An 18,582-nucleotide genomic window follows, 5' to 3' on the forward strand; every position below is an offset into this window, starting at 1 on the left:
CGGGACGGGAGTATTGCTGGAATCAGAGGCTGACTTTAGGGAAGTCAATTTCCAGGCGGCTGGCCTTGCCCAGGATATTCGTCAGGATATTCATCCCTACATGGGTGATGACCTCGACTATATCCGCATCGCTAAAACCCGTGTCGCGCATTTCCAGAATTTCTGCCGTGGTGACTTCGCCACCATGCTCGACCAGTGAGCGGGCAAATTTCACGGCAACGGCTGCTTTGGCATCCTGGCTGCTGCCAGCACGATTGGCCGCCATTTCTTCATTATTCAAGCCTGTGCCGCGACCTATCGCAGTATGGGCAGACACGCAGTACTCACAGGAATTCTTCTGTGCTACAGCCAGGGCGATACGCTCACGGGTTTGCGGGTCCAGGCTGCCCTCACTGGCGATACCATGCAAGCCCAAAAAAGCGCGCAAGGCAGCGGGTGAATTGGCGAAGGCCTTCAAAAAATTGGGGACCATGCCCAGTTTTGTTTGTATTGCTTCCAGCAGGGCCAGTTGCTCAGCGTTGGCAGTTTCTTTAGTGACGAGATTGATGCGGCTCATGATTTTTCCATTCAAAGTAGGGTAGTAGCAAGTGCTATAGGGAGCAAGTGCATGGACTACAGTTTGTGCCTTCCTTTGAAATATAGGAATAGACTAATTTATTAATTAATTATTTCATTAAGTGGAATAATATGGAAAACCCTGCATAAGCCTGGAGAAATGCTGGAACTATTTAAACTGGGATATGTCTCTATTTACGCCTAATTCCAGCTATTTCATGCTAATTAGCTAATTGATGTGCGTATTTTTTTAAAAAATTGAAAAATCTTCACTGGCCCTACTGTTCAGTCTGCTTGCAAGTGGCAGGCGCAGCTATACTGCCGCCCAAGATTCGTGCTCATGCTGTCAGAATTTAATTTGGAGTGTATTTTGTTGAAGACCCTTGCTTTTCCGCTGGCCCTGGCTGGCGTTTTTTCATCTGCTTATGCTGACGAAGGTCAGTGGCAGCCCTATCAGTTGCCGCAACTTAAATCTGAATTGAAACGCATAGGCATTAATGTGCCAGCAGAAAAATTGGCAGATTTGAACAAACACCCTATGTCAGCCATGGTCTCACTAGGGGGGTGCTCGGCTTCTTTCGTCTCCAGTACAGGCCTGGCGGTGACCAACCATCATTGCGCCTATGGGGCAATACAAAGAAATTCGACGGCAGAAAAAAATTACATCGCCAATGGTTTTCTGGCCAGGACCATGGCAGAAGAATTGCCAGCGGGTCCCGATACCCGCATGTATATCACTGACAAGGTCGAAAATGTCACGGCGCTAGTCACACAAGGTTTGACAGCCGCCATGTCTGGCCGCGCCAGAACAGAACATGTAGAAAACCGTATCAAGGCCCTGATTGCAGAATGCGAACAAGACAAGGCCTATCGCTGTTCCGTGCCGGGCTTTCACCGTGGCCTGGAGTACTACCGTATACGCCAGATGATGATACGTGACGTGCGCCTGGTATATGCGCCCTCAGACAAGGTAGGCAATTTTGGCGGTGAAGTCGATAATTTTGAATGGCCGCGCCATACTGGCGATTACTCCTTCCTGCGTGCCTATGTAGGCAAGGATGGCCGCCCTGCCGACCCTGCTGCCGGCAATGTGCCATATCAGTCCAAAGACTTCCTGGTGGTATCTGCGCTGGGCTTGAAGGAGGGCGATCCTATCCTGCTGGCCGGTTATCCTGGCCGTACCAGCCGCTACAAGCTGCCAGCAGAAATACGCTTTGCCCGCGATGTCAGCTATCCCGCCAAGGTGGCAGAATCCAAGGCCGACCTGGCTGTAATTGCTGCTGCGACGCAGGGCAACGCTGGTGCTGGCGTACGCTATGCGAGCGTGGTCAAAGGTATCAATAATGGATTGAAAAAAACCGAGGGCTTGCTTGACGGTTTTGCCCGTAAAGATATCGCTGCCATCAAAGATGGCCAGGACGCCGAGTTTCGGCTATGGTTTGCCCAGCATGGCAGTAACAAGAATTTGCTGAAGGAACTGGATGACATCATCGCTGCCGACATGGCCATGTCGGACGAAGAGTTCGCCTGGAACGTTGCCAATACCAGTGAATTGCTGAAGAGTGCACGCACGCTGTATCGCCTGGCCATAGAAAGCGAAAAACCGGATGCAGAACGCTATACTGGCTACCAGCAAAGGGATATGGCTATTATTGCCGGCAAACTCAGTCGCCTGGAGCAATCCTATTTGCCCAATGTGGATCAGGCCAGGTTTACGGCGGCCTTGCAAAGATATAACCTCTTGCCTGCTGCATCCCATCCGAAAGGCTTGGATGCATTGCTGCCGACTCCTGAAAGTGTTGCCAGCTTGTATCAGCAAAGCAGCATGGGTGAAACTGCCGAGCGTCTGGCCTGGATGAGCAAGGACCGCAAGGCTTTCGAACAATCGGACGATGCCTTTATCCGCCTGGCGGTGAAATTGCATGACACCGGTATGTCGCTGGAAAACCACCACAAGGAACTGGACGGCAATCTGGAACGTGTCATTCCCCAATATATGCAAGCCGTCATCGAGTGGAAAAAATCCCAAGGCAAACCAGTATATGCTGATGCCAATTCCACCCTGCGCGTGACGTATGGCACGGTAGCCCCCTATTCACCACGTGACGGCATCAGCAAGGGGCCGTTCACGACTGTTGAAGGCATAGTCGAAAAACACACAGGCAAGTCACCCTTCAATATGCAAGAAAGTTTGCTGACTGCGGTCAGGGAAAAACGCTATGGCCTGTTCAAGGATAATGTCTTGCAGACTGTGCCAGTCAATTTCTTGTCGAGCGCCGACACCACCGGTGGTAATTCTGGTTCTGCGGTCTTGAATAAAAATGGTGAACTGGTGGGTTTGAATTTTGATTCCACCTATGAGTCCATCACCAAGGATTGGTATTTCGATAGCGCCATTACACGTGCGATCCATGTCGACATACGTTATATGCTATGGGTCATGAAAGAAGTCGATCATGCCGATAATCTCTTGAAAGAAATGACCATCAAGTATCCAGGCAAATAAGGCTGGTATGCATGAGGTAAGGGGCTGATTTTTTTCAGCCCTTTTTTTATTTTTGGCAAATTTATAGTGTGGCTCCGTGCCCAGCCCTTGCGGCATAAGACAAACAATTTAATTTCTGCGGCTAGCTCTGGTGCATTTGACATATGCCTGTTTTTTTAGTCTGTGTTGTGTGCGGGACACATCTGCCTGATCGCATTCTGGACCATACTGACCTAGGCTGTATGAATATCAGTCTCTGCTGTATCCGTTGTGTGCTTACCCCTGACTTTCAAGGGCAGGTGGATGATGATGCGGGTGCCTGCGCCAGATGGGCTTTCTACTTTTATACTTCCTTCCAAAGTGCCAGTTACCAGGTTGTAGACGATATTCATTCCTAACCCCGAGCCACCCTGCCCCAGTTTGGTGGTGAAAAACGGATCAAAGATGCGGCTCAGATGTTCAGGGGCGATACCCAGGCCGTCGTCGGTGAAGATCAATTCCAGTTCTTCATTTGGCAAGCGGCGACTGCACAGTTGCATGGTTCCGCCTGCCCGGCCTTCAAACCCATGGACGATGGCATTACTGACCAGGTTGGTGATGATCTGTGCCAGGGCACCAGGATAACTATCCATGTTGAGCCCTGCTTCCAGATCCAGGTGGAGTTGATGCTGTTTGACGAACATGGGTTCTATTGTCACGATCAGCTCTTGCAATACTTGCTGTAAGTCGAAACTGCGTCTGCGGTCACTGGACTGGTCTGCCGCCACTTGTTTGAAACTGGCGACCAGGGTGGCGGCTCTTTCCAGGTTACGGATGACGATGAAGCCGCCTTTATGGATGAGTTCAGCGGTAGAGTTAAGTATGGAACGACGCGGGCGCTCACTTTTCAATTCTTCCAGCAAGTCATCAGCATAGGCCTGCACGCTGCTGGAAGCGGTCAGGCTGTTACCTAGCGGTGTATTTAATTCATGGGCGACGCCAGCAACCAGCATGCCCAGTGCTGCCATTTTTTCGGTGCGCACCAGCTCACTCTGCATGGCAGTGATGGAACTCAGCGCTTCCTGCAAATTCGCGGTACGGTCGGCGACACGTTGTTCCAATTGCTCGTTGAGCTGACGAATTTCGCTCTCGACTTCACGTTGCCTGCTGATATCAATGGGCGAAAAAATCACTACTTTCTGTCCCTCGGATTCCAGCATGCGTGCCGATAACAGGCAGGTAATGATCTTGCCATTCTTTTGCCGGAGCAAGGCTTCATAATTGTCGACAAAAGCTTGTGACTGTAATTGCTGCAGATAAGGGGCACGTGCCTGAGGGTCTTTCCAAAGCGCGAGCTGTAGCGGGGTCTTGCCCAGGAATTCCAGACGGGTATAACCGAATTGCAGGAGCAGGGCATTATTGACTTCCATCAGCACATCATCGTCGACGGCCATCAGGGCCAGCGGTACCGGCGAGCTTTGAAATAAATCCACAAAGCGGCCCTCACTCGCCCGCAACTTGTTTTCCGAGCGTTGCAATTTGTCCATATGCAAGACCAGGTACCAGGTCAGCAATAAGTGAAAGACGATGAAAATACCGGAAAAAAACAGCCTGTCCCTGGTACGGGCCTGCCAATTGACCAAGACCTTATCGAGTTCACGTCCAAACAAAGTGGTAACTGGAAAACCATTGACCTTGCGATAGGCATATTGATACAAGTGCTGCTGACTGTCGTCATGGTAGGCTTCAAATGCGCCTTCCACCGCTGTGGCTTGCAAAGCATGCAAAACCGGTGCCGGTAATTTGTTTTGCCTGAATTCGCGCCCGGCAGAGGCCGAGCTGACGATCACCAGTCCATTATCAGACACCAGTTGCACCAGGGCCTGGCTATCCTTGGCGACACGGTCATACACTGTATTGAAATAACTCAGCGACACTTCTGTGCTGATCAAGCCGACGTGGCGGCCATGGCGATCATACAGATTGCGTGCCAGGGGCAGCACCAGCTCCGCATCGATGAAGCGCTGCAAAGGGGACCCTATCGTTACCAACCGATATTGTGGGCGCTGCAGCAACCATGTCATGTAATCCCTTTCTTCAGTATTGAAGACATAGGAAGGGAAATCCATGGTGCTGACCCAGCGTTCACCCTGGCGATTGGCGAATTGCAAGGCACCGGCAGAGCGGCTGTTTTTCAAGGTTTCTTCTATAACATCATGGATGGCGGCATCGTCGCTCGCTTTTTCCTGACGGATGGCTTGCACACCGTTGGCGACCGTATCAAGCCGGATGGAAGCTGTGGCCAATTGCTGCTGCGCATGTTCTTCCAGCAAGCGCACAGCAACCAGGCCATTTTCTCGCTCAGATGCCAAAGTGATACGGCGATCTTCGAAAATGGCCCAGGCAGTTTGCAACAAGATGGCGATGGAAGTTAATCCCACGAAGAAGAGCAGTACGGTGCGTGGATTTCCCAATTGCCGCCAGCGCATCATCGGGCCCATTCCTTGGGTATGCCGCAACCAAAAAACAAATCGCCAGCACGTTCTATATACGATGTTTTCAATTCAACGAATTTGCCACGGGTGGCGCCAGGCCATTTGTAATCTACCCAGCCTTTGCCGCTCTTGCCATTGGCGACATCGAGGAAGCGCCGGATAATATAAATACCATCGGGGTCCCGCATATCCAGCAAGTTCTTTCCTACCAGCGCGGGGAACGCGGTGTTGGCCTGGGTGATGCCATCACCCTTCAAATTAAAGGCAAACAGATACAACTCACCGTCAACCAGCACGCCTTTGGGATTATTGATTTCTGCCAATGTGCGTTCACGACCATGCTGGTTTTGGAAAGCGATGGCTTTCTGGACCAGGGCAATGACTTCATCAGGACGCCTGATTTTGCGCTCGGCCCTTGACTCTGCCGTGACACTGCTCAAAAGCAGACCGACAAGCAAGCTGACAAGAAATTTCCACACTAACCTCTCCCTGGCATGAAGCTGGTCGTACAGAACAAGTTTGGATAGTGCCGCCCGCTATAAGCTTGGAGGGGAAGCCACTGCTTCCCCCATGGCGTAGAAGAATTGGCTGCTAACAATGATGGCAAACGGATTAAACGGATTTATTTGTAGATACCGCAACCTATCCAGATATCGCCCACGCGTTCTATATATGATTTTTTTGCCTCCAGTGCCTTGGTGATGGAATTGGGCCATTTATAACTGACCCAACCCTTGCCTTCCGGGCTGACGGCTATCTTGTTGGCTTCGCGTATCAAATAGACACCGTCTACATCTTTCATATCCAGTAGTTGCTTGCCTATCATCTTCTGGTTTTGCCCGTGTGCCAGGACGATGCCATCGCCATTGGCACCGTACACAAAAAAATACAACTCGCCTTTGACAAATTCACCATTCGGATCACTGAACGCTGCCAGGGCTTTTTCCTTGCCATTTTTCTTATAGTATTCCACGCCCTTCTTAACAAAGGCAACGGCCTGTTCTTCTGTCGCCTTTTCATTCGCACTGGCGGTGCCGCCAGCAACTAAGCCAAACAACACTATCATGAACTTTATCAATAAACCTCTCATTGCCTATCTCCATGTTGTCAAGTGGGCAGGGATGGCTGCATTTGCAAGTGCTACCATGCTTACAATCTAGATGAACTGAATAGGTTTTCCTATAGAAATTTTGCAAAAAAAGGTTATTTAACTTTATAGAAAATTTGAATGGAAATTAAATAGTGTAATTATTGTTGCCTGGGCGGACGAGTAGGTGCCTGCGCAAACTGCCTGCAATCGTCACTTACCTGTAGCCAGCTTAACTGGCTTTCACAATACAAGGCCAGGCGCGGCGCCAGTTCTTCATGCACTGCGACCGTACCCAGATAGAGCATGGCCAGGCCAGCATATTTTTCCGGATTGGAATTGTAAACAGGCGTGCCGCAGTGACGGCAAAAATGCCGAGTAGTTTGCGCTGTGACTGGATAGGCGGACAGCGCTGCCTGACCTCGAGTAAAGCATAATTCTGCGGCCTGTACTACCACGTACGCAGACAGCGGGGCTCCCGTCATACGGCGACACAGGCCGCAGTGGCAAATCACGACTTGCAATGCTGGTGAAGGACAATGGTAGAAAATTTTCTCGCAACTACAAGCACCAGATATGGTTTGCATATGAGTTTTCACAAGTGAATGCAGCCGGTAAGGAAGATGAGTATTTACGCACTTTCCCATTCCAGGTTTTTGCCATGCCCCCAGATGACAGGGGGTACATAAATTTTTGCCCATGCCGCTATGTGTGCGGCTGGCATGGGGCGGGCAATGCCATAACCCTGGGCCAGATCGCAACCCAGACGCATCAGCGCCACGCCGTGCTCTGCGGTTTCCACACCTTCTGCAATGACGCTGCGCTTGAAGGCACTGGCCAGGCCGATGATGGCGCTGATGACAGCCAGGTCATCCTTGTCTTCCAGCATGTCACGTACAAAGCTCTGGTCGATTTTCAAGGTATCGGCTGGCAGTCGCTTCAGGTAAGACAGTGAGGAATAACCGGTACCAAAATCGTCAAGTGCAAAACTGACACCAATTTGCTGGCACGCCAGCATGACTTCGCGCACATACCCGATATCCTGTATGGCGGCAGATTCCAGTATCTCTATCTCCAGTTTTTCTGGTGCGACATCAGGATAGGCGGCGAGTATCCCGCGCAGGCGTGCGACGAAATCCTTGCATTGAAAATGGCGTGCGGCGATGTTAACGCTGATGACCCAATCTGCATGCGATTCATTCCACGCGCGCAATTGTGCCATGGCCTGATGCAAGACCCAGTCACCGACATCGATGATCAAATCCGTATGTTCTATCAGCGGTAAAAAATGCAGCGGGCCAACTATGCCCTGTTCGGGATGCTGCCAGCGCAATAAGGCTTCCATGCCTGTAATGCGGCCTTGACGCATATTCACCTTGGGCTGGAAGTACAGACGCATTTCACCTTGCTGCAAAGCCTGGCGTATGCGGGTGCGCTGATTATGATGGGTGCGCAACTGCTGGTCTTGCTCGGCATCGAATAAATGAAACTGATTGCGGCCATTTAATTTGGCCTGGTACATGGCCTGGTCGGCGCAGCGCAGCAGGGTATCGGCATTGACATCGTCGCGCGGATAAATCGCCACGCCTATGCTGGCTGACAGGCTGATGCTGTGCTGCTCTATTTGATAGGGTTGTGCCAGTTCTGCCAGGAGCAGGGCCAGGTTCAATTCCACACCAGCGACATCGCGCTGGTTTTGCAACAACACCACAAATTCATCACCACCCAGGCGTGCCACATGATGTTCACTGGCGGTGCTGTTTTCCAGGCGACGGGCGACTTGTTGCAATAATTTGTTGGCGAATTCCTGGCCGTGACTTTGATTGATGGCTTGAAAATGATCGAGGTCGAGCAAGCAAACCGCCAGCCACTTTTTCTGGGTGCGTGCGGCTTGTATCGCCGCGCTGAAACGTTCGTTCAGTGCTGCGCGGTTTTCCAGTCCGGTCAGGACATCGTGGCCAGCCTGCCAGCTCAGTTGCTGCATGAGCTGCTGCTTTTCACTGACATCACGAAACACCAGTACACAACCCATGACCTTGCCATTTTTTTGACGTATCGGAGCTGCCGTATAGTCGACCGTAAAGCGTTGGCCACCCCGCGCATGCAGGCTTTGATTATTCGCTTGCAAGATGTCGCTGCTCTGGCAAATTTTTTGCAAAAATCCTGCCAGTTGCTGGTGCTGTTGTTCATCACCCAGAGAAAACACTTCTGTCAGTGCATGTGCCTGCGCTTCCTTGCGGCTCCATCCACAAATTTGCTGTGCGACCTTGTTGAGCATCAGTATGCGTCCATGGACATCGGTACTGATGACGGCATCACCTATCGATGCCAGCGTGGTTTCCACTCTCTCGTTTTCTGCTGCCAGGGTGGCCTGCGCCTGATTGCGTTCACTGATGTCTATCAGTGCTCCTATGCTGCCGGTGGCCTGGCCTTCGACATTGGTAAAGCTGGCCTGGTAGTAAATCACATCCAGAATTTTCCCGTTTGCCTGTATTTGCATTTCCATGACAAGTTTGTCGTGGCCATTTTCTTGTGGCGGTCTCTTGCTGGCGTGCAGGGCCAGCACTGGCATGGGGCGTCCGACTACATCGATGGCGCTCAAGGCAAACAATTCTTCCCAGGCGCGATTGATGCGCTGGCAGATGCCATGCTGGTCCTGGAAAAAAATAGGGATGGGCAGGGCATGCAACAATTGCCAGGTGAAGTGCAGTTGCTCGCTATTGGCGCGCTGGCTGCGCTGCAGTGTCAGCAGCAAGGCTTGTACTTCGGTCGCCATGCTATTAAAGGTGAGCGCCAGGGCGCGCGCCTCGGCTGTGCCAGTAACGGCCATGCGTATCGTATGCTGGCCCTTTTTGAATTTGTCGCTGGCTTCCGCCAGTTTATGCAGGCTGCGCGCATTGGCGCGCAGTATCAAACCCAGCAAGAAATAAATCGTGAAAATAATGCTCACAGAAATTTTTGCCTGGCTCATGACTTTTTGCCAGATATGCAGGTGTTCATTATCTGCACTGCTGTCCAGGCGCAAGAGCGCTACCTCACCATCCGGCAGTTTGACTTCTGTGGCCACACTCTCTGCTGGCAAAGACAAGTACCTGACAAACCATGCCGGTACTGCAGATGCAGGGGGAACTTCATCCTGCTGCTGGATTTCTTGTTGCCGGTATTGCCAACTGATGCGCCAAATGGCCGGGCTGGATGCGACTTCCTGGGCCAGCAAATTGCGTATGGCTGGCGTATTGGCTTGCTCTGACAAGCTGCTCAGTGCCGGGATCAGGTAATGTACGCTGTGGCGCAATTCTGTGCTCTGCCTTTGCCGGGCATCCCTGACTTCGCCATCTATCATCAGGTAGTAACGCAAACCACTGACTATGACGATCAATACAAAGATGGGTATGAATAAACGGGTATATACGCCTCGCTGCTGCCATCGCTGTAAAAGATCTTGTAATTTTTGCACAAATTCGACGAATTCCAGTAGTAAAGACGGTTTGCTTGAGTATGCGAGCGGGTCAGGAATGGGGACAATTTTAACCTGAAGATGCATATTGTCACATTGAAAAAAATTGATACTCAGCAAAGAGGCGGCAACCAGCCAGCATGTACTCATCGAATATAATGAAGCACTCAGCTTGAACATATTATCTGGATAGCAAACTCATCATGAAACTCTATCGTTACCTGACTGGCCCGGACGACAAGGCTTTTTGCCTGCGTGTGACAGCAGCCCTGAATCAGGGCTGGAATCTGTATGGCGGGCCTACCCTCAGTTTTAATGGCCAGCAGACCATCGCAGGCCAAGCCATCATCAAGGAAGTGGATGGTGAGTTTACGCCAGACCTGGATTTATCCAGCTTGTAGGCTGGAGCAGGCTGATACGGTAACTGACGATGCAAGAAAAACACAAAAATTTCCCTTCAGGGCTGGAAGCTTTTTTCCTCATCGTCTTCTTGCTGGGCATAGAGTTCATCATTGCTATCCTGGTCCATGACACCAAGTCCTGGACTGGCGTGGGGGCGGAAGACATCGATGGTGTCATTGCGGTCTTGTCGAATGCTGTCTTGTTCTCGGCCATATTGCACTACAAGGGCTTGAGCTATACAGAGTTGTTTCATTCCTCTGCGGGTAAATCCAAAGGCAGTATTTTTCTCTTGATCTTGCCTATATTATTGTTGCTGCCAGGACTGGACATGTTGCTGGTTTTTTTGGGGACCTTGCTGGAAGCATGGCAACCCGTGCCAGCTGGTCAGCAAAGAATGTTTGATGAGATGATGAACAATGGGGTGCACTCCATCATCACGGCCTGCCTGGTCGCCCCCGTATTGGAAGAAATGCTGTTCCGTGGCATTATCCTGCGCAGTTTTTTACATCTGTATTCACGCTGGGTGGCGATACTGGGTTCGGCCTGCCTGTTTGGCCTGGCGCATCTGAATATATACCAGTTTCTCTGTGCCACAATAGTAGGCGTGGTCTGTGCATGGCTGTATCAGAAGACCCTGTCCTTGTGGCCAGGTATCATCTTGCATGCGTGCTCAAACGGGGTGACGATCTATCTGTACAGAGCCTCTGTGACCCGAGGGGTGAATATCGCCTGGCAGCCCAGCGCGGGCGTGTATGCCGCGGTATTGCTGGCAGCCGGTCTGGGTATTTATTTTTTACGACGCCTGCTGGTCAGTGAAAGTCATGCTGGCGTATAGATGCCATTAAAAAAGGTGCTGAAAACGATGGTTTTCAGCACCTTGCGATACCACATTTCAATTATTCAAAAATCAGCCTCAGGCTGGCAGCATTTCACGCTTCAGGCGACGTGGTACTTCCCAATCCAGTTCGGTTTCGCGTTTTTTTTCCAGCGCATCGATATGCTTGAGCTTTTTGCCTTCGACAAACTGGCCAGACAAGAGCAGGCGGGGTTTGCTGACGGCAGATACCATGCCATGCGTGGCCCAGCGTGAGCGCGGCAGGCTGGTGGCAGCCAGGATGCCATAATCGGCACCGCAACTGATACCTTTTTCAGCGACGATGGACTCTCCGGACTTGATGTATTTGGCGGCATAGATGCTGCCCTTGGTGGCGATCCAGCGACCGCAGTGGATTTCACCACGCAGGCTGCTGACTTCGCCAGTGGCACGCAAATAACCCCAGGTGCTGATATCGCCCTGGCTATGGATGCTGACCACATCCAGGTTACCCTGGCATATCAGGTTGGCAGCAAACAGAGCACCTTCGACCTGGATATCGGTTTCGCTGAACAGCTCGCCCTGGCAATTGCAGTCACCCGCAACATGGATGGCCGCTGCTGACAAATGGCCGCCAACAAACTGGATTTCACCGACTTCCAGCACATCATCAAGTTGTACATTGCCATGGCAATCGAGGTCGGCGCAGGCCACATAACCGAGTGCCTGGATATCGCCAAAACCACCAAAGGCATCATGATGGTCATACCTTGCCAGGATGGCGGGGTGCACCAGAATATCCATATAGCTGCTGCCATCGGCTGCTGGTTTGCGTTGGTCCAGTTCCAGCATGCGTGCCATCCAGTCGGCGCTGCAACCGGTTTTGATGAGGTATTCGACATCGATATTGCCACCTGCATCAAGGGCATGACCGACATACAAGGATTGCACACGGATGTCACCAGTCACCGTCAGCTTGCCCAGGCAAAACACTTCTTCCGCTTCTAAATCGCCATCAATGAGGCAATCGCCACCGACGATGAACTGAGTGGCAATCACCGCATCACCCTGAATGTGCACATCGCCAGTGCTGGCAAATTGCTTGCGTTTCAAACGTGTGGTTTGTACCGGGGCAGGCAGGGGCTGCTTGGCCAGGACGGGCTTCTTGCTTGCAGGAGTGGTACGCTTGGTCATGGGAGCCTTGGAATAATGATAAGTGAGAGGGATGACAGAGCCGCATTATCCCTGAAATGCCGGCGACTCAGCAATCCTTCTGCTGATTACCGCTTTGATCAGGATGGCAGGGCATCGAGCCGCCCGCTTTCGGCCAGTTCGCGGATGATGCGTATGGTCTCTACATCGGCTTCCTGATAGGCGGATTTGCGGTATTCGTTATACATCCTGTTTTCTGCATCTTCTGCTTCAGCATGTCCGCTGTCATAGACGAAACGCACAAACAGCGCCTGTGGTTGTGGCTCTTCTATACTCATGCGCAGGGAAGATTGGGGAATATCTTTCTGGGCCGCGACATCGTAATGCACATGTTCCAGATGGACAAAGCTGACGCGGTCAGTGATTTCCAGCGCACCGTACTTCAGGGTGCGTGTCATGCTGGCTTCGTTGCGGTCCATGATGCTGGCATCATCGAGGTAAGAGACAAACAGTTTTGGCATTTCTGCCCGCAAGACCAGGCCACGCCACAATTGTTCGCGACTGATGACTTCGACCATGGGATTGGTCAAGTCATTGATTTCAATTAAATGTTCAAATTTCATGGAGCACCTTTGTTCTGATGCCAGCAGTTTACTCCGCTTGCTTCTGCTTGTCCCAGCTTGTCTCCGCCTGATCAAGCTTTGAGTATGGACTCAACCAGGGACAAAAACGCCTGATAGCGTATCGGTTTTGCCATATATGCATCACAACCGGCTGCGCGAAAGCGATCTTCATCACCGCTCATGGCAAAAGCAGTCAGGGCAACGATCTTGATATGGGTAGTTGCCGCATCGGCTTTTAGCTGACGGGTAGCGGTGATGCCATCTATGCCAGGTAACTGCATATCCATCAGTATCAGCTCGGGTAATTCATCGCGGGCAATTTGCAATCCCGCTTCTGCGTCTACAGCTTGTAGCACCTTATAGCCAGCGTTTTGCAGCAAGAAGGCCGCCAGCTTCATATTCACGGGATTGTCTTCTATGATCAGTACGCGCGTCATCTCACTTACCCCTGCCTGTCATGGCACGCCTGACTTCGCCTATAAAACGGCCATGATTGAAATCGGATTTTTCCATGACTTTTTTGACATCACCATTCAAGCGCATCCTGTCTTCTGCCGTGACCTGTTTGGCGGTCAGGACAATAATTGGAATACTTGCAGTTACTGTATCACTTTTAAGAGCTTCCACCACATCAAAACCATTGATTTCTGGCATCATCAAATCCAGCACGATAAGATCAGGCTTGTGTTGTCTTGCCATATTGATACCATCCTGTCCACCCAAAGCTGCCACAGTGCGATAGCCCAGGGAGCCGAGCTGGGTCGTCACCAGTGTCACGGCCTTGGGATCATCATCGACCACCAGGGCGGTTTTTTGTGCTGCTGCCGGGTCGTTGCAAAAACCCAGTACCGTCAGGGCGGTCGTTAAATTTTCTCGTGCGATGGGTTTTTGCATGACATGGGCTGCCCCCAATGACAGGCCGCGGCCTCGGTCTGCCACGATGGAGATGATGACAACGGGCGTAGATGCAAACAGAGGATGTTGCTTGAAGCGCTCCAGGAATTCCCAGCCATCCATGCCGGGTAATAAAATATCCAGGGTAATCAGGTCGGGGTGGGCTTCTTCTGCCATGCTGAGTGCTGCTTCGGCTGACGTTGCACGCAGTATGCGAAAGCCTTCACTCTCCAGTTGGACTCGCAAAACTTCGGCAGCCTGGTCATCGTCTTCTATGACCAGGGCCAGCAATTCTCCATGCGCCAGACTGTTAGCAGTATGGGCAGCAGCAGTAGTTACCAGTGCTTTGGCGTGCTTGCCTGGCAGGTTGGCAGTGCGCCAGGGCAGCAAGATAGTGAAAGTCGAACCTTTGCCAACAATACTACTCATGCTGACACTGCCTTCATGCAATTCTGCCATGCGCTTGACCATTGCCAGGCCCAGACCCGTTCCCTGATGCTTGCGTGACAGGCTATTGTCGATTTGGGAAAAGGGTTGGAAGAGCAGCGCCTGGGCATCTTGCGGTATGCCTATACCGCTATCGCTGACCATAATTTCCAGATAATGTTCAAAGCGGCCAGCAGGCACCTGGTGTCCATCGATACGGCGCGCCGACAAATGCACGCGGCCACCCTCTGGGGTAAATTTAACGGCATTTGACAAGAGATTGTAGATGACTTGCTTGACCTTGATTTCATCGAGCCAGATGTGGCCCAGGCCTTCCTGAACCTTGGCCGAGACTTGTAGGCTTTGCAGGACAGCCTGCTCGCGTATGACCTGCAAGCTGGCTTGTACCAGTGAGGCTATGTCGGTGGATTCCAGATTGATCTGCATCTTGCCGGCTTCTATCTTGGACAGATCCAGTATGTCATTGATCAACGCCAGCAAGTGCTTGCCACTATTGAAGATATCGACGGCAGCGTCTTTTTGCTGCGGCAGTAAATGTCCCATCAGGCCATCCTTGAGAATTTCGGAAAAACCGACGATGGCATTCAGAGGGGTGCGCAGTTCATGTGACATATTCGCCAGGAATTCTGACTTCATGCGGCTGGCCTGTTCCAGTTGCTGGTTCTTGGCAGCGATTTCATCACTGCTGGTGCGCAGTTGATCTGCCAACAGTTTAAGGTCACTATATTGACGCAGATTGTGCAGGGCAACCCCGAGCTGGCCAGCCAGCCTTTCCAGAAAAGCCTGCTCACCTGCTATCACATTATTAGTGGTGGCCAATACCATCACGGCCAGGCGGCGTTCCTGGTAGACCACCGGTATCATCAATACATGTTTGGGGCTGAAATCTGCCAGCCCGGTTTGCAGGCTCAGGCGGCTGGCATCCAGGGAATAGCTTTTGCCAGTCAGGGCCGCCTGACCTAACAAACCCTCGCCCATTTCAAATTCACGCGGTATATCCCGACCCAGGCCGTAACTGGCTTCACAGCGAAAACGTGCATACCACTCGTCATAGCTGTACAGCGCCGACATCAGGTAGCCATGACGTTCGGCCAGCAGTGACAGTAAACCATCGAAGATTTTGTGTCGCTCGAAGCTGGCAGCGAACAGATTTTGCGCCTTGACCTGAGTGTCATCATAATGGGCGGCTGCCCTGAGTTTGCGTTCGGTCAGTGTGAATTCAGTTACGTCTACGTTCACTGACAAACCACCAACGAGCTGGCCAGCATTGTCAATCAGGGGGGCAGTACTATTCGAGATGGTTTTGCGGCTGCCGTCAAAACAGCGTATATCAGCCAGTTCATTGAGTATGGTTTCACCGGTTTTCAGGGTGCGTGCCAATGCCCATTCGTCGGCGGTGATGCGTTTGCCACTGTCTGGCCACCAGCCAGCATATTCACCATACTGTTCCGTCCCTACATGTCGAGCTCCCCCCCAAATTGCTTTGCCACCGGGGTTGATCTGGGTCAGCATGCCTTCGCGATTACAAATAAAGACCCCAACCGGCAAAATATCCAGGACTTGCTTGAGCAAGGATTCGCTATCGCGTACCGCTGCTTCAGCCTGGCTTCGTTGATCCACATCGCGCCTGAACTGCCACCACAATGCCGCACCACCCAGCAGAGTAATGATGAGTACCAGTATGCCTATGTTGCGCGCCTGCACGAAATTGTTTTCCACCTGGACCTTGCGCTGCTGCAGTAAGACACGCTCTTCTTCTTCCATGCTGCTGATCTGTGCCAACAGGGCTTCCATGATGAGGCGTGGTGTGCCACTGATCAAATGCTGGCGTACGGCAGGGTAGGCCTGGTTTTGATAGATTTGCAAGGCTTTGTCGAGGGAAATCAGTCTCTCTTCAAGTTTTAGTGCCAGGGTTTTATACAATAATTGCTGGCGTGGATTATCGTTCGTCAGTTCGGCTACTTTTTTTGCTGCCTGACGAATTTGTGTTGCCTTACTGTCTCGTTGACTCGTGAAGACATCATCACCGGTGATGAAGTACAGGCGTTGTATGCTTTCTAGTTCAAGCACGCCCGATTTGACTTCATTTAATTGATCGAGTACCTGATAAGTGTGTGTGACCCACAAGGAGTTTTCCCGGTAATCTTGCAGCGAGCGATACAATTGCCACCCAGCCGAAAAGAGCAAGGCCAGCCCGAACATAAGCCCTGCGAGCAGTCTGAATTCGGTGCTGAATTTTTTCATGATGCAGCTTTCTTGGTGAGCATATGCAAAATGGAAGGGTCCTGTTCATGATTATGCGTGGTCCGGCGGCCTGCCCAGCCTGGGTTCCGGGGCAAAAGCGATCATGGTACCTATGCTCAGGTCCAGCACAAAGTAATCCAGCCTGCGCTGTTCATTCAAGCGTGCCTGCACACGTTGTTTGCGTTTTGCATCGTAGGCTTGCCTGAGTACCGATGGCAATTCTTCCAGCAAGCTGGCGACGTTGATCGGCGCCAGATCAAGCTCCTTGAGATAGCGATTGGCATTGGCATTCATCATGTGAACTGCACCATCCACCAGCAAGCAAACCCCCATTGGTAATCTGTGTATGGCATCTGCAGCCATCTCCTTATGGATGGAGTGCATGAGTGCGTCCAGGCTGCGAAAAGCGTGGGCAGCTTCGGCATTATGGAGTATGCCGTTGTATTCCCGCAGCAAACGCTCACGTTCTCGATTCAAGACATATTGTTCCAGGGCCTGGTTGACTGTCGCCAATAACTCTTCATTCAGCCAGGGTTTGACCAGTAATTTGAAGGGATGAGCCTGGTTGACTGCCCGCAATACACTACTCAGGTCAGGGTAGCCAGTCAGTATCAATCGAACCACATCAGGCTGTTTTTCTCTGGTGGTTATCAGGAAAGCGGCCAGACGTTCATCCCGTGGTTCACAAATCAAGACCCCTATGTGATGTTCTGTCATGAGTGCATGTGCTTCAACAGCATTTCTGCTACAAAACATGGGATGTTGCAAAGGCCTGAGCAAGCGCACGAGTGCCTGTTGCAGATCAACATCATCATCTATCAGCAAAATGCCGGGACGTAGATTGTCAGGCATCGGCATGCTGGTCAAAGATGGCAGCAAAGCGTTCAGACTGGGTAACAAAGCAGGACAAGACATTTGGATCAAAATGCGAGGGCCGGGTACGGCTGTCACCTTCGATAATAATGCTCATACTTTGCTGGTGATCGAGTGAGGGTTTATACGGGCGACGGCTGCGCAGGGCATCATACACATCGCAGATTTGCATGACCCTGGCTGCTATGGGTATGGTCTCGCCCTTGAGTCCATTCGGGTAACCGGTGCCGTCCCAGCGCTCGTGATGATTCAGGGCGATTTCTGCACCCATTTCTGTATAAGGTGAAGTACCACTGGCGAGTATGCTGGCACCAAGGGCGCAGTGGGTGCGCATGATATTCCATTCTTCATGATTGAAGCTGCCAGGTTTCAGCAAGACATGGTCAGGTATACCTATCTTGCCTATGTCATGCATAGGGCTGGCCTGGAAAATCGCATCATGGAAGTCGACAGGCAAATCCATGGCTTCTGCCAGGGCACGGCAATAGTAGCTGATGCGGCGCACGTGATGGCCGGTTTCTTCATCTTTGTGTTCGGCGGCACGCACCAGAGTGAAAACGGTATCGCGATAAGCATTTTCCAGTTGCGCCGTGCGTTGCACCACCTGGTTTTCCAGTATACGGTTATGATCGTTGAGGAAGTCGCCATATTCTTTCAGGCGCAAGAGATTGCGTACCCGCACACTGAGATCAGCCCGGTCTATGGGTTTGGTCAAAAATTCTTCCGCGCCGGCTTCCAGCGCGCGCAACTTGGACGCGCGGTCATCCAGCGCTGTCAACATGATGACAGGTACAGGCTGGGTCAGAGGATTGGCCTTGAGTTCTGCGACTGTGGAAAAACCATCCATGTCCGGCATCATGATGTCGAGCAGGATAAGATCAGGTTGCGCAAAGGCGGCTATTTTGAGTGCATCACGACCATTATTGGCGCTCAGCGTAGTATAGCCTTCGGCATGCAAAAGCACTTCCAGCAGGCGAATATTTCTATCCTCATCGTCAACAAGCAGGATACGAGCGGGTTTCAGATCTTTCATAAAAAGCATCCTCCTGATTAAGAGAATAGTCTGAGCTTATCC

Annotated in this window: 15 protein-coding genes; 3 read left to right on the forward strand and 12 right to left on the reverse strand. The window is 51.6% G+C overall.

Features of this window, described 5'->3' with window-relative positions:
* Nucleotides 1-22 precede the first annotated feature (22 nt).
* Complete coding sequence (locus tag ACO0LC_RS01345) at nucleotides 23-556, reverse strand: carboxymuconolactone decarboxylase family protein (RefSeq protein WP_422999862.1); 534 nt, start codon at nucleotides 554-556, stop codon at nucleotides 23-25.
* 339 nt (nucleotides 557-895) lie between these two features.
* Here ACO0LC_RS01345 and ACO0LC_RS01350 point away from each other — a divergent pair, with 339 nt between their 5' ends.
* On the forward strand, nucleotides 896-3,061 hold the full coding sequence (locus ACO0LC_RS01350) for a S46 family peptidase (protein ID WP_422999864.1): 2,166 nt from the start codon (nucleotides 896-898) through the stop codon (nucleotides 3,059-3,061).
* Nucleotides 3,062-3,273: 212 nt separating this feature from the next.
* On the opposite strand, the gene ACO0LC_RS01355 is transcribed toward ACO0LC_RS01350, so the two are convergent.
* The 5 genes from ACO0LC_RS01355 to ACO0LC_RS01375 form a co-directional block, all read right to left on the reverse strand.
* Nucleotides 3,274-5,511, reverse strand: a complete 2,238-nt coding sequence (locus ACO0LC_RS01355) for a sensor histidine kinase (RefSeq protein ID WP_422999866.1) — start codon at nucleotides 5,509-5,511, stop codon at nucleotides 3,274-3,276.
* A complete protein-coding gene (locus tag ACO0LC_RS01360; protein WP_422999868.1) occupies nucleotides 5,508-5,993 on the reverse strand; it encodes a cache domain-containing protein in 486 nt (161 codons plus the stop codon). The genes ACO0LC_RS01355 and ACO0LC_RS01360 overlap by 4 nt, the downstream gene beginning before the upstream one ends.
* A 143-nt stretch (nucleotides 5,994-6,136) precedes the next feature.
* A complete protein-coding gene (locus ACO0LC_RS01365) occupies nucleotides 6,137-6,604 on the reverse strand; it encodes a cache domain-containing protein (protein ID WP_422999870.1) in 468 nt (155 codons plus the stop codon).
* A gap of 158 nt (nucleotides 6,605-6,762) precedes the next feature.
* Nucleotides 6,763-7,188: a GFA family protein gene (locus tag ACO0LC_RS01370; protein WP_422999872.1), complete on the reverse strand. Its 426-nt coding sequence runs from the start codon at nucleotides 7,186-7,188 to the stop codon at nucleotides 6,763-6,765.
* 44 nt (nucleotides 7,189-7,232) lie between these two features.
* Nucleotides 7,233-10,058, reverse strand: a complete 2,826-nt coding sequence (locus ACO0LC_RS01375; protein WP_422999875.1) for an EAL domain-containing protein — start codon at nucleotides 10,056-10,058, stop codon at nucleotides 7,233-7,235.
* A gap of 203 nt (nucleotides 10,059-10,261) precedes the next feature.
* Between ACO0LC_RS01375 and ACO0LC_RS01380 the strand changes: the two genes are divergently transcribed.
* Nucleotides 10,262-10,459 (forward strand): DUF1737 domain-containing protein, encoded by a 198-nt coding sequence (locus ACO0LC_RS01380; RefSeq protein WP_422999877.1) that lies wholly within the window; start codon nucleotides 10,262-10,264, stop codon nucleotides 10,457-10,459.
* A 29-nt stretch (nucleotides 10,460-10,488) separates the two neighbouring features.
* Complete coding sequence (locus ACO0LC_RS01385; protein ID WP_422999879.1) at nucleotides 10,489-11,295, forward strand: lysostaphin resistance A-like protein; 807 nt, start codon at nucleotides 10,489-10,491, stop codon at nucleotides 11,293-11,295.
* A 78-nt stretch (nucleotides 11,296-11,373) separates the two neighbouring features.
* Here the strand turns inward: ACO0LC_RS01385 and ACO0LC_RS01390 are convergent, their stop codons facing one another.
* From ACO0LC_RS01390 to ACO0LC_RS01415, 6 genes are all read right to left on the reverse strand, one after another.
* Nucleotides 11,374-12,468 (reverse strand): hypothetical protein, encoded by a 1,095-nt coding sequence (locus ACO0LC_RS01390; protein WP_422999881.1) that lies wholly within the window; start codon nucleotides 12,466-12,468, stop codon nucleotides 11,374-11,376.
* Between the two features lie 98 nt (nucleotides 12,469-12,566).
* Nucleotides 12,567-13,049 (reverse strand): SRPBCC family protein, encoded by a 483-nt coding sequence (locus ACO0LC_RS01395; protein ID WP_422999882.1) that lies wholly within the window; start codon nucleotides 13,047-13,049, stop codon nucleotides 12,567-12,569.
* A gap of 71 nt (nucleotides 13,050-13,120) precedes the next feature.
* Nucleotides 13,121-13,486, reverse strand: coding sequence for a response regulator (locus ACO0LC_RS01400; RefSeq protein WP_422999884.1), 366 nt, complete (start codon nucleotides 13,484-13,486; stop codon nucleotides 13,121-13,123).
* 1 nt (nucleotide 13,487) lies between these two features.
* Nucleotides 13,488-16,634, reverse strand: coding sequence for a response regulator (locus ACO0LC_RS01405; protein ID WP_422999886.1), 3,147 nt, complete (start codon nucleotides 16,632-16,634; stop codon nucleotides 13,488-13,490).
* Between the two features lie 51 nt (nucleotides 16,635-16,685).
* A complete protein-coding gene (locus ACO0LC_RS01410) occupies nucleotides 16,686-17,486 on the reverse strand; it encodes a hypothetical protein (protein ID WP_422999888.1) in 801 nt (266 codons plus the stop codon).
* A complete protein-coding gene (locus ACO0LC_RS01415; protein ID WP_422999890.1) occupies nucleotides 17,479-18,540 on the reverse strand; it encodes a response regulator in 1,062 nt (353 codons plus the stop codon). Before ACO0LC_RS01415 ends, ACO0LC_RS01410 begins: the two co-directional genes overlap by 8 nt.
* Nucleotides 18,541-18,582 lie beyond the last annotated feature (42 nt).

This window comes from Undibacterium sp. JH2W, assembly GCF_049340425.1.
Taxonomy (GTDB): Bacteria; Pseudomonadota; Gammaproteobacteria; order Burkholderiales; family Burkholderiaceae_D; genus Undibacterium.